8 protein-coding genes are annotated in these 12,077 nt (G+C 71.1%); 4 read left to right on the top strand and 4 right to left on the bottom strand.

Annotation, left to right across the window (positions count from 1 at the left end; all coding sequences use genetic code 11):
• The first annotated feature begins 358 nt into the window (after nt 1-358).
• Nucleotides 359-1,234, top strand: a complete 876-nt coding sequence (locus IPK71_00435) for a hypothetical protein (protein MBK8212187.1) — start codon at nt 359-361, stop codon at nt 1,232-1,234.
• A gap of 119 nt (nt 1,235-1,353) precedes the next feature.
• Here IPK71_00435 and IPK71_00430 read toward each other — a convergent pair whose 3' ends face one another.
• The gene (locus IPK71_00430; GenBank protein ID MBK8212186.1) at nt 1,354-2,499 is read right to left on the bottom strand and encodes a penicillin-binding protein; all 1,146 of its coding nucleotides are present in this window, start codon (nt 2,497-2,499) and stop codon (nt 1,354-1,356) included.
• Nucleotides 2,500-2,618: 119 nt separating this feature from the next.
• Between IPK71_00430 and IPK71_00425 the strand changes: the two genes are divergently transcribed.
• A complete protein-coding gene (locus IPK71_00425; GenBank protein MBK8212185.1) occupies nt 2,619-3,404 on the top strand; it encodes an Fpg/Nei family DNA glycosylase in 786 nt (261 codons plus the stop codon).
• Nucleotides 3,405-3,464: 60 nt separating this feature from the next.
• Nucleotides 3,465-5,042 (top strand): cryptochrome/photolyase family protein, encoded by a 1,578-nt coding sequence (locus IPK71_00420; protein MBK8212184.1) that lies wholly within the window; start codon nt 3,465-3,467, stop codon nt 5,040-5,042.
• A gap of 236 nt (nt 5,043-5,278) precedes the next feature.
• Here the strand turns inward: IPK71_00420 and IPK71_00415 are convergent, their stop codons facing one another.
• On the bottom strand, nt 5,279-5,968 hold the full coding sequence (locus IPK71_00415) for a hypothetical protein (GenBank protein ID MBK8212183.1): 690 nt from the start codon (nt 5,966-5,968) through the stop codon (nt 5,279-5,281).
• A 435-nt stretch (nt 5,969-6,403) separates the two neighbouring features.
• A complete protein-coding gene (locus tag IPK71_00410) occupies nt 6,404-9,205 on the bottom strand; it encodes a protein kinase (GenBank protein ID MBK8212182.1) in 2,802 nt (933 codons plus the stop codon).
• Between the two features lie 176 nt (nt 9,206-9,381).
• On the opposite strand from IPK71_00410, the gene IPK71_00405 reads away from it, so the two are divergent.
• Nucleotides 9,382-10,320, top strand: coding sequence for a hypothetical protein (locus IPK71_00405; GenBank protein ID MBK8212181.1), 939 nt, complete (start codon nt 9,382-9,384; stop codon nt 10,318-10,320).
• Between the two features lie 50 nt (nt 10,321-10,370).
• On the opposite strand, the gene IPK71_00400 is transcribed toward IPK71_00405, so the two are convergent.
• The gene (locus IPK71_00400; GenBank protein ID MBK8212180.1) at nt 10,371-12,056 is read right to left on the bottom strand and encodes a hypothetical protein; all 1,686 of its coding nucleotides are present in this window, start codon (nt 12,054-12,056) and stop codon (nt 10,371-10,373) included.
• Nucleotides 12,057-12,077 lie beyond the last annotated feature (21 nt).

Raw genomic sequence — 12,077 nt, 5'->3', positions numbered from 1 at the left:
CGGCCCGCCCGAGCGGCGGGGTGTCGGTGTGCTGCGTCATTCGCCGGCGCCTGGGCCCGGCCGCCCGAGGCGAAGTTACGGTCTCGTCAAGTGCCCGTAACCTCGAGTGAATTGCCTGTCCCCGATTCACGTCAACGTTGGCGTGCGCGGAGCTCCGGCGCTCGTCCGTGACCGGAGCGGCCCTCGCCGACGAGCCGCGGCCGGCCGAGGTGAAGCGAACCGGCGCTCGGCTGCTCCATCGCCAGTCGAACGTTCCTTGGTGACAGCCTGACTTACGATGTAGAAGGGAAGAACGATGGCGGGCCGAACAGTTTCACGGGTCAGGGGCGGAGCAACCAAAAAGGCCGAGGGCCGCAGCGTGGAGCCGCCCGCAGAGGCGACGCCGCTCGGCACGCTCGCCCTCGGGCCGGGCATCGGCGCGTACGTGGGCCCGGGCTTCTTGATGCCCGAGGCCGTGTACGACACGGCGAGGCTCGTCATCGCGAAGGATGGCCCCTTCACCTACAAGATGCACGTCACGCAGGCGGTCACGCGCTGCACGTCGTTCCCGGCGCACACGCGCCACATGGTCGACTCGCGCGGGAGCACCGTCGCCGTCATCTACGCCGACTGGCGCACCCACTTCGCGCGGGTGATTCGCAACCTCGGGCGCGAGGGGCTCTCTCAGGAGCTCGTGACCCGCGTGCGCGACGTACCCTTCCCGCGCGAGTCGCCCGAGAGCATCGAGAAGGCGCTCATCGGCTGGACGACCGCCCTCGACAACACCGCCCGCCTCGGCTCGCCGAGCGAGCTCGCGGCCCTCATGATCGAGGCCGCCGAGGTCAACATCCGCAGCGGAGACGACTGGAGCCCCCGCACGCTCGCCCGCTCCATCGGCACCTCGCTCGAGCGCCTCGCGGTCGACATGGCCAAGATCGGCCTCTCGTACGCGGCGCTCATGCGTTGGCTCCGCATGACCGCGGCCATCGGCGCCTCGCGCCAAGGCCAGCGCGACGAGCTCGTGGCGCGCCTCGCGGGCGGCCGGGCCACGCAGTCGGTGGCCGAGCGCTTCGAGGAGTGGTTCGGTCTCCCCACCGAGATGCTCTCGGGCTCCGGCAAAGTGGTCGGTCTCTTCGGGGCCACCATCGAAGACCAACCCGAGCACCCCGCGGCCCGCTCGCGAGAGGCCGCGCCGCCTCGCCGTGGTGGTCGCGCCACGCCGGCCACTCGTGGCCGCACGCCTGCCTCGCGCTGAGCCCGAGCGGGTGACGTGCACCCTCCCCTGAGCGAGCGGAGCTCGCGATTTGGGGAGGGTCGACGGCGCGGAGCGCCGGCGGGGTGGGGCACCCCTGTCTGCGCTCTCTCTTCTTCTGCTCAGGGCTTTTCGAAGTAGGCCTCGAAGACGCGGCGGGCGACTTGGTTGCCCTTCGACCACCACGAGACGTCGTTCGAGAGCAGCACGGCGACCGCGATCTTGGGCGAGTCGACGGGCGCGAACCCGGCGAACCACGAGACCATACGCACGGGGTGACCTCCGACGAGGGTGCCTGTTTTCCCTGCGACGCGCACGTTGCCGAGGGCGGGCTTTCCGTCCTCGTGGAAGGCCTTCGCGGCCGTGCCGCGCTTCGTGGTGACCTCGAGCATCTGCCGCATCGCGCGGGCGGTCTCGGTGGTCATCGCGCGGCCGAGCGAGATGCGCTGCGGGGTGGCGTCGCCGGCGTGGGTGACGAGCTTCACCTTCTCGCCGTCGTTCGCGATGGTCTGCATCGCGAAGAGGGCCCCGAGCGGCGAGAGCTTCGCGTTCCAGAAGCCCGCCGAGGAGCGCGCGAAACCGAGGCGATCGTCGGGGATCGAGAAGTCTCCGAAGGGCGCGTCGATGTCGGCCGGCACCTTGCCGCCGAACCCGATGTTCTGGGCGGTGCTCCGGAGCTCGCCCGGCGTGAGGTGCTTCAGCGCGAGCCGCGCGAACACGCCGTTGATGCTGAGGCCGAGCGCCTCGCCGAAGTGGGCACACCCGATGTCGCGCGGGCCGTCCTCGAGATCTCCCGGGGTGATGCCGTGCTCGGTGTCGGAGTAACACTGCTTCGTCGTGAGCGAGACCTTGCGCCGCTCGAGGAGGGCCGCGGTCGTGGCGATCTTGAAGACGCTCGCGCTCGGCGTCGCCGCTTCTTTGACCCAGTCTCCGGGGCCGCGCGTGGCCCAAGCCAAGACACGACCGGTGCGCACGTCGGACACGACGATGGCCCCGCCGGGGGCGCGCGACTCGTCGAGGATCTTGAGCACCTTGGCCTGGAAATCGGGCTCGAGGGTCGTCTTGCCGGTGAGGCTCCCTTGCGATGCCTTCGGGGTGTGAGGCTCGGCCGCCTTGGTGGGCTCGCTCGGCGCGTGGGCTCCGGCGTGCGGGGCTTGGGGGCCGTGCATGACGCGGGCGTGCACCGTCGGCTTCTTCGCGGCGTGGCCCTCCGCGGCGACGGAGACGAGAGCGCCGAGCACGAGACACGGGACGACCTTGCGCAGCATACCGAACGCGTACCCTCGAACGATCGGATGGGCCAAAATCCAGGCGAGACATGCCACTTCGGCGTCCCAGCGGCGGCGCCTTGGGCGCGACGTCCCGACGTGAGAGGCATCGGAGGGCCGTGCCCGAAGGTCACACGCTCCATCGCCTCGCGCGGGACCTCGGCCGCGATCTCGTGGGGCACACGCTCGCCGTGTCGTCCCCGCAGGGCCGCTTCGCCGAGGCCGAGGGGCTGTCGGGCACCGAGCTCGTCCATGTCTCGGCGCGCGGGAAGCACCTCTTTTTGCGCTTCTCGGGCGCGGTCGTGCACGTGCACCTCGGGCTCTTCGGTCGCTTCCGGCGCCACAAAGGACCGCCTCCCGAGGGGCCCGCGAGCACGGTGCGCCTAAGGCTCTCCACGGGGGAGCTCACGTGGGATCTCCGAGGGCCGACGGCGTGTGCGCTGGTCGACCGCGAGGCCGAAGAGGCCCTGCTCGCGCGCATCGGGGCCGATCCGCTCGTCGAGGGAGACGATCCGGAGCCCGCGTTCCGCGCCATGCGCCGCTCGTCGCGGGCGATCGGCGCGCTGCTCCTCGATCAGTCGCTCGTGTCGGGCATCGGCAACGTGTACCGGGCCGAGCTGCTCTTCCTCGTCGGGGTCCACCCGGAGACCCCGGGCCGCGACGTCTCGCTCGAGGCGCTCCGTCGGCTCTGGCAGCTCGCCGTGGAGCTGCTCGCCGTCGGTGTGGCGAAGAACCGCATCGTGACGCGCACCCCGCCGAAGGGCGTCCGAGCGACGCGCCGCGAGACGCTCTACGTGTACAAGCGCCGCGTGTGCACCCGGTGCGAGAGCTCGATCGAGAAGCCCACGGTGGGCGGCCGCCCGGCGTACGTCTGCCCGGTGTGTCAGCCGAAACCCGAAGCGTAGCGGACACTTGCGGGGTGGGTGCCGGTGCCTCCTCGGGTGCGCTCGCGGCATCGGAGGGGCATGTTCACGGAGGCGCTCGCCGCGCTCACGAAGGGGAAGACCTCGGGCCGGAAGTACGTCTTCGTGCCGTACGATCAGCTCTCGTCCGACATCGGCCCGCTCTCCCGCGAGAGCCCGAGCGACCTGGGCATCGTGCTCGTCGAGTCGCCCGCGAAGGCCGCGCGGCGCCCGTACCACAAGCAGAAGCTCGCCACGGTGCTCGCGAACCTGCGGAGCTTCGCCCTCGAGCAGGCGGCGCGCGGGGTGCACGTGGTCCATGTCGTGTCGAACGAGGGGTACGCCGAGGCCCTCGAGCGTGTGCTCCCTCGGACCGGTGCGCTCACCATGATGGAGCCCGCCGAGCGTGAGCTGCGTGTCGAGCTCGCGCCGCTCGTGGCCCAAAAGAAGCTCACCGTCGTGCCTCACGAGGGGTGGCTCTCCACCCGCGAGGACTTCGCGCGCGCGTGCCCGAAGGCCCCGTACCGGATGGATGTGTTCTACAAGCACATGCGGACGAAGACGGGCCTCCTCATGGACGCGCGTGGCAAACCCGAGGGGGGCTCGCTCTCGTTCGACAAAGAGAACCGCAAGCCCTGGAAAGGGACGCCCTCGGCCCCGCGCCCGCCCACGTTCCCTCGCGACGCCATCAAAGACGAGGTGTGCGCGCTCGTCACCGAGCGGTTCGCGTCGCACCCGGGCACCGTCGATCCCGACCACCTCCCGTCCACCCGCGCCGACGCCGAGGCGGCCTGGGCGTTCGCCATGGAGCACGCGCTTCCGCACTTCGGCCCCTACGAGGACGCGATGAGCACGCGCTCGTCGGGGCTCTTCCACACGCGCATCTCGGCGCTCTTGAACCTGCACCGGCTGCTCCCTTCTCGCGTCGTGGGCGACGTGGCCACGTCGCGGTTGCCCATCGCCACACGCGAGGGGTTCGTGCGGCAAATCCTCGGGTGGCGCGAGTACGTCCGTCATGTGCACGTCGCGACCGACGGGCTCCGCAAGATCCCCGGGTTGCCCGAGCCGAGCCCTCTCGAGCCCGCGTCGCCGTCCTGGCTCGGCGCGGACAGGCCGCTGCCCCCTGTCTTCTGGGGTGGCGCTCCGAGCGGGCTCCACTGCCTCGACACGGTGGTGCGCGACGTGTGGGACGAGGCGTACGGTCACCACATCACGCGGCTCATGGTGCTCTCGAACATCGCGACGCTGCTCGACGTCTCGCCGCGTGAGCTCACCGATTGGTTCTGGGTCGCCTACGTCGACGCGTTCGACTGGGTGGTCGAGCCGAACGTGCTCGGCATGGGCACGTACGCGGCGGGCCCCCTCATGACGACGAAGCCGTACGTGTCGGGCGCGGCGTACCTCGCGAAGATGAGCGATTATTGCCAGAGCTGCGCGTTCGACCCGAAGACGACGTGCCCCGTCACGCGGCTCTATTGGGCGTTCCTCGCGCGGCACGAGGCGCGCCTGCCGGGCCCGCGCATGGCCATGCCGCTCGTGTCGGTGCGCAAGCGGAGCGCCGCCGAGCGCGAGGCGGACGCCGAGACGTTCGAGCGTGTCTCACTCGAGCTCACGGAGGGCGTGCGGCTCTCTCCTCGGTGAGCTCGGGAGCGCGAGCTTTTGCCTTGCGCTGGCCCGCTCCTCGGCTCCCTCGTGACGCCACAAAAGGTGGAAGGCCCGGCACACCCACGAATGGGCTCAGCGCAGGCCTTCCGGGGGCGCCCCTTGGGGGGGGATGAGGGACGCCCACGCCCTTTTTTGCATCGAGCCCCCATCCGATCAAGAGGATCCGATCGGACCATGCTGGGACGGCACGGAGAGGGACGTTCGAGGCAAGCTCAGCGCTTCGTGAGCTCCCAGGCGCCGTCCTCGGAGCCCGCGCTCTTGCCCGTGTACGAGAGGGCGTTGCCCTTGGCGCAGAACGCGTACGTCTCGCCGTCGGCCGTGGTGACCGTGGTGCCGCTCACGGCGTAGGTGGTCGCGTTCTTGGTCGACTCGGTCTTGGCGACGGTGCAGTCGCAGCCCGCCGCGCCCGTGCACGTGGCCGTGGCGAAGCCCGCGTCGCGCAGCGTCTTCTCGACGATGCTGCACTGGCCCTGCGCGCACGTCGCGGGCACCTTGATCGTGCCGCTCAGCGTCGAGGTCGCGTCGCGGGTGAGCGCCTTGCCACCCGTGAAGTGGGGCGAGCCCGTCGCGACCACCTTGAGCCCCGAGCCGTCGACGGTGGCGCAGGCTTTTTTCACGTCGGCGAGCACGTCACCGACGCAGCCGCTCGAATAGTCGTACGTCCCGCCGATGGAGCCCCCGCACGCCGAGAACGCGGGGCACGCCGCGCCGATCTCGACGGGCGCCTCCTTGGTCGACGCCGCCGGCACCTCGGGCTGCGCGGCTCCGTCGGGCGACGTTCCGCTGCCTCCGTCGGGTGAGGTCGTGCTCGAGCCTCCGTCGGGCGACTCGGTGGTGGTGACGCTGCACGCGGCGGCGAGAAGGGCGACGAACGAGAGCGCGAAAGGAATCGAAGTTTTCATCGAGGGTGCCTCCGCCCTCTCTCGTTGCGATCGGCGTGCCGGAGAAAACTCAATGGTTTTGTGGTCGGCTGCGTCGTCGGTGACGCACCTGCCCGGTCGGTGAGGCGCTCGAGCGGCCAACCGCGACGCGATCGGGGCCGGTTCGGAGGGGGCGGGGCGTTTCGGGCGCGGGCGAGAGGGGAGAAGGGAGCGGCGCGGTGCGGTGCGTCGCTGATTCGGGCACGGGCACGGGCACGGGCACGGGCGAGAGGGGAGAAGGGGGCGGAGAGGTGCGTCGCGTTGCTGATTCGGGCACGGGCACGGGCACGGGCACGGGCACGGGCGAGAAGGGAGCGGAGCGGCGAGGTGCGTCGCGTTGCTGATTCGGGCACGGGCACGGGCACGGGCACGGGCACGGGCACGGGCACGGGCGAGCGGCGAGGTGCGTCGCGTTGCTCAGCCGCGCGCGAGCCACATCATGAAGAAGCCGAGGAGCGCTGCCACGCCGAGCAGCACCGCGAGCACGGCGAGCACCGGGCCGACCGAGCTCGCGGCTTTGGGCTCGGCCACCGCGGGCAGGCGCGCCGAGGCCGACGGCTCGACTAACCCGGCCTCGGTGGGAGCCGCGGCTTTGGGCGCCGCGGGGCTCGGTTTGTAGTCGAGCTCGAGCTTCGGCTCGGCGTCTTGGGGGGAGGGCGCGGCGGGTGCGACGGCCGCGCCCGTCTCGGGGGACTTCTGGGGTTCGGGTGCGTCCAGCGCCGCGGTGGGGGCGGGCGCTTCGGGCTCGGCGGGTGCCGGTGCGGGTGCCGGTGCGGGTGCGGGTGCGGGGGCGGCGGCGGCCGGCGGAGGAGCGCTCGACACGTGGCTCGCGGCCTGGGGCTCGGGCTCCGCCACGGCTTTCTCTTCGTTGCCGGTGATGTCGGAGAGCTTCGTGACCCCGAAGCCCATCGGCGTGCGCAGGCGAGGGTAGACGGGCTCGACGTTGCCCTTCTCGATGCGGTTCTTGAGCGACGCGAGGGCCGCTGTCTGCGCGTCGAGGAGGCGCGCGCAGCCCTTTCGCATGAACGCCGAGACCTCGGCCGGGCTCGCGGGCGGCACGGCGGCCTCGAGCGCGTTGGCCATGTCTCCGGCGGTGGGGTAGCGATCGTCGAGGTCGCGGGCGAGGGCGCGCTCGAGCACGCCGTCGAGCGGGTCGTTGCCGGTCTGTGGGATCGAGCCCGTGCACACCTTCACGGCGGCCTCGATCGGATCCTCGGCCTGAAAGAGCTTCGTCCCCATGACGAGCTCCCAGAGCACGACGCCGGCCGACCACAGGTCGACGCGGAGGTCGGTCTTTTGGCCGCGGAGGCGCTCGGGGGCCATGTACGCGACCTTGCCGCGGAGCTCGGTGCCCGTGGTCACCTCGGCGCGGCCGAGCGCGCGCGCGATGCCGAAGTCGATGACACGCGCCGCGCCGTCGAGGCCGACCATGATGTTCTGCGGGGAAATATCGCGGTGAACGAGCCCCATGGGCCGGCCTTGCACGTCGGTCGCGGCGTGGGCCGCGTCGAGGCCGCGCAGCGCGCCGCACACGATGGCCGACGCGACGTTGGCGGGGATCGAGGTCTGGTTCGAGCCTTCGCGCGCGAGCTGCGAGGCGGTCACGCCGTGCACGTACTCGAGCACGAGCATGATCTCGGCGCCCTCGCGGACCACGTCGAGGATGGGCACGACGTTCGCGTGCGAGATGCGCGACGCCATGCGGGCCTCGTCGAGCATCATGGCCGTGCACTTCGCGTCGACCGCGAGGCTCGGGTGCACGCGCTTGATGGCCACGGTCCGCGCGACCCCGCCCGACTCGACGAGCGCGCCGAGGTACACGGTGGCCATGCCGCCCGACGCGAGCGGGCGATCGAGCACGTACCTGCCGGCGAGGAGCTTGCCGAGGTGCTGCCGCTCGGCCTCCGAGGGCTCGGCGGGCCGCTCGCTCCTCCCGGAGCCGACCGACACACGGGCGGGCTCGCTCGGCACGGGCACGGGCACCGAGATGGGCGAGGGGACGGGCACGCTGACCGGCGAGCTCACCGACGCGATCGCCACCGGGGCGCGCGCGGCGATCAAGGTCGCGGGCTCGTCGAGGTCGTCGTCGTCGGGAGGTGGCGGGACGGCCACCGGGGCGTCGGACGTGGTCTCGGGGCGCGACGAAGCCGGGGCCGCGGGAGCGCTCGCCGCGGGCGACGACGGTTGCGCCGTGGGGGCTTGGAAGGGCGTCTCGACGCGCGGCACGGCGAGCGGATCCACGCCGGTGTCGGTCGCGCCCATGCTGAGGCGCGCCTCTTCGATGAGGATCTGCTGGAGCTCGGCGATCGTGGCGATCGTGGGCGGGTCGTCGTGCGTGTCGACGTTGCGCGGGGCGAGCGACGGGATGCCGCCCATGGCTTGCCGCAGGTCTTCGAGCAGCACACGCGCCGCGGCCTGGCGCTCGGTGCGCGAGGGCGAGATCGCCTTCTCGAGCGCCGTGGCGACGCCCGAGGGCAGCTTCGCCTCGGCGACGCGGTCGGCGATGAGCTTCTTGCGCATCGTGCGCGATTTTTCGCCCTCGGTCTCGGTGGCCATGAGGACGATGCCGTCTTGGCCGAGGAGGTACATGGCGACCGCGGCCACCGCGTAGATGTCGGTGCGGGCGTCGGCCACGTAGGTGCCGCCGCGCTGCTCGGGCGCGAGGAACACGCTCGTGAGGCCCGTGTCGGAGAGCGAGCGCCCGCGCTGGTGGCTCTCCTCGAAGAGCCTCGAGTAGCCGAAGTCGCCGATGACGATGCGGGTGTCGACGCGCTCGGGATCGACGAACACGCTGCGCGGTCGGAGCGCGCCGTGCACGACGCCTCGGGAGTGCGCCGCCTCGAGCGCCTCGAGCACCTCGCACATGTGCGCGATGGCGGCCTCGCCCGGCATCCTGCCGCCCCACGCGCGCCGGAGCTCCTCGAGCGACTCGCCCGACACGGGCTGCGTCACGATCACGGCGCGCCCCGCCTCGGTCGCGCCGCCGCCCAAGGTCTTCGGGACCGCGGGGTGGCTCACGCGGTTCACGGCCGTGATCTCGTGCTTCCACCGCACGAGGGAGCGGTCACGCACGCGCAGGAACAGAACGTGCAGCATGCACGCTTGCCCGGCCGGCCCCGTGGCGCGGTACGTCTCTGTGCCCGAGTCTTGGCGGACCAGCCGGTCGACTCGGAAGCCGTCGCATACGACGGTCCCATCTGCGAGCGAGGCACGACTCACGGTCTTGCCATCATCGTGCAAGTGGGGCCCGAAACCCAAGCATTCTACGGAGGCGAGCCCCGTCTTTTCCGCCCGCACGGGGGTGAAACACGCTGGTCAACGGGCGTGGAACGTGCATCGCGGGCCGGTCGACGGTCGGGCTCGCCAAGGCCGCGTTCGCTTGGCATAACGCTCCCATGGCACGAATTTACGCCCGCGCGGCGGCGGTCGCGCTCCTTGGCCTCGTCGCGGTCGCGTGCCGCAAGTCGCCCCCCGCAGGTCTCCCGGAGACGGGGGCCGTCGCGTCACCTGGTGCGACCGAGCCCGCGCCGCCCGGGACCGACAAGGTCCAGCTCCCGCCGAAGCCGGGCGTCTTGCCCCCCACGCGTCCCGAGGGCGCGCACCCTCCTCCGCGAGGTGGCGCGGTGGTGGGCATGGCAGGCGTGGCGGCGTGGAACGCGCTCCCCGCGGTCGATCGTGATCGCATCCGCGCGGCGCCGATCCTGTACTTGCACCAGTCGGTCGGGCAAGACCTGGAGGACGGCTGCGAGGCCAACGGGTTCAAGTTCGAGTACGTCGGCAACGACACACGCTCGCTCGCGAACGGGCCGAACGGCGGCGTCTTCACGGACGTGGGCAACGTGCCGAACGGCGAGCCCTTCAAGAAGATGGACGTCGTGCGGCGCGTGCTCAAGGCCACGAAGAACCAAGCGCGCATCGTGTCGTTCTCGTTCGGGTACGCCGACGTGAGGGACGCCGATCTGCCGAAGGTCCAGGCCGAGTACCAGAAGCTCGTGGCCGAGGTGAAGGCCACCGGCGCGCGCTTCGTGCACGTCACGCCGCCGCTCGTCTACACGTTCTCGGAGAACCCGCCGAAGATGAAGCTCCGCGAGTTCATGCTCGCCACCTTCAAGGACGACGTCATCTTCGACCTTCAGGACCTCGAGAGCATGGAGGGTGGAAAGCGCTGCGAGCAAGGTGGCGTCTGGCGCATCTGCCCGGGTACGCGATCGACGGCGGGCTGCGCCAGCAAAGGGCAAGGCATCGACGACGAGGGCGCCGGGCACCTGTGCGAGCGCAAGGCGAAGGACATCGCGAAGGCGCTTCTCTACGCGTACTCGCTCGCCGCGCGGTGAGGCGAGAGGCCCGAGCTCCCGCAAGGAGGGCGGGGCGCCGACGAGGCAGCCTACTCCGGAGTGTTGGTATGCCAGAGGGCTCGTCCGTCCGTGCCATAGAGCACCAGGTTCCCATCGGTCTGGAGGATGAGCTGCCGCACGGCCCGGCCTTGGGTGCCCGTGTACCAGGCGGCGCTGGCGCCATGATAGAGGACGAAGTTCCCGTCGCCCTGCACGACCGCCCGGGGAGAAGCTCCCACGCGGTTCGTGTGCCACTTGACGTAGTTGTCCGAGCTCCGTTTGAGCACGAGGTTGCCGTCCGCTTGCACCGCGAGGCTGAACCTCCCGTCGGCAGAGCATAGTCGTTGCCCGGGGGTGAGCTGCTGGCCAGGGGCGAGGCTGTTGTTCGAACAGCCCGCGCTCGGGGCGGGCGTGGCGGGCGTGGGAGCCGGGGCCGGTGCGGGCGCGGCGTTCGCGGCGCCTTCGAGCCATACGTAGGCGGCCAGATCGAGCCCGCCGCGCGACTGCGTCGCGAAGCTGAGGTCGACACCGATCAGCGCCCCGGCTGGGACGGCCTGATCGAACCGCAGGAACGCGGAGCCTTCGGGCGTCGAGCCCGCCATCGCGGCGAACGTGGCCGGCCCGAATTTGTCGGCCGAGATCTCGACGCAGCGAGGCGGGACGATGTTCGCGCCGCCCTGCTGCACGATACGCAAGCACGCCTTCCCGCTCTGCACCCCAGCGGGCTCTCCAGTGCTCATGAAGAGCGATATGCCTCGTATGGTGGTCGCCTTCGGTGAGACGTACCACTCGTTGGAGTTTCGCTTCGGCTTCGTCGAGGGGACGGTCGCGGGCGCGGGGGACGCCGTCGTGTTCCCCGCTTCGATCGTGAGCGAGCCCGTGACGTCGTAGGCCGTGTCCCACTTCGGGAACCGAATGCGGCTCACGGGGAAGCTGCTCCCCACGGTGCTCACTTCGATGTTCGCCCAAGAGAAGTACCCCAAGCCGCGCGGCTGACCCGCGGCGTTCAGCCCCCACCGTGGGGTGGCCTGAAAGGCGATTCGGTCGCCGGGCATGACGACGATGCCCGCGTCGCGGAAGCTCAGCGTCGGGTCGGTCGCCACGTCGGAGTACGTGCACGAGATCTCCCCGTTCAGGCTCGTGTCGGACTGCCAAATATTGATTTCGTTCAGGTAGAGGCAGGCGTCGCGGGAGTATCCGTACTGGCCGGGATAGTTGCTGCCGAACGCGACGTTTCGCATCAGCAGGGGCTCCGTCCCGCCGTTGTAGAACACATCGGGCGGGATGACCTGATCCGAGCCCGCCACGTACCCACCCAGCTTGTTGAGGCCGAGCTTCATCGGGCGCTCTTTGCCGAGCGGGCCCGAGACGATCCCCGAGGCGACGTTCCGGATCGGCTGGCACGCGATGGTCGTGAAGACGGGGCCAACCTCCACCGGCCCGGTCCCGCTGGTGAATCCTCGGGAGCGGCACACGGAGTCCCCCGCGGTCCTGCAGGCAGCGCCCGCGGCGTCCGTCGCGACGTTGCAGCCCGCGGAGAGCAGGTCTGCGACGTTGTGGACCTCGAGCCTGGTCGAGTTGGGTACGTCGTTCGCGGCGATGAGCTGCGCTCCGGGGCCCGCGCCGAAGCCCTGCCCGAGCCAACCGGCCTCCCCGCTCGAGGGCTCGGAGGAGCACCCGAGCGCGGTGATACTGACGAGGCTACCGACGCAGGCGATGTGGAGGAGTGGGCGCATGCACCCCCCGGAGCACGAGAC

This window comes from Myxococcales bacterium (assembly GCA_016712525.1).
Taxonomy (GTDB): domain Bacteria; phylum Myxococcota_A; class Polyangia; order Polyangiales; family Polyangiaceae; genus JAAFHV01.
Note: the sequence above shows the minus strand (reverse complement) of the source record. Positions and strands in the feature narration are given on the sequence as shown.

Excerpts from the sequence above, each read along its gene's own strand:
- IPK71_00420 (MBK8212184.1), top strand. The coding sequence starts at position 3,465 with ATGTTCACGGAGGCGCTCGCCGCGCTCACGAAGGGGAAGACCTCGGGC.
- IPK71_00415 (MBK8212183.1), bottom strand. The coding sequence starts at position 5,968 with ATGAAAACTTCGATTCCTTTCGCGCTCTCGTTCGTCGCCCTTCTCGCC.
- IPK71_00430 (MBK8212186.1), bottom strand. The coding sequence starts at position 2,499 with ATGCTGCGCAAGGTCGTCCCGTGTCTCGTGCTCGGCGCTCTCGTCTCC.
- IPK71_00405 (MBK8212181.1), top strand. The coding sequence starts at position 9,382 with ATGGCACGAATTTACGCCCGCGCGGCGGCGGTCGCGCTCCTTGGCCTC.
- IPK71_00400 (MBK8212180.1), bottom strand. The coding sequence starts at position 12,056 with ATGCGCCCACTCCTCCACATCGCCTGCGTCGGTAGCCTCGTCAGTATC.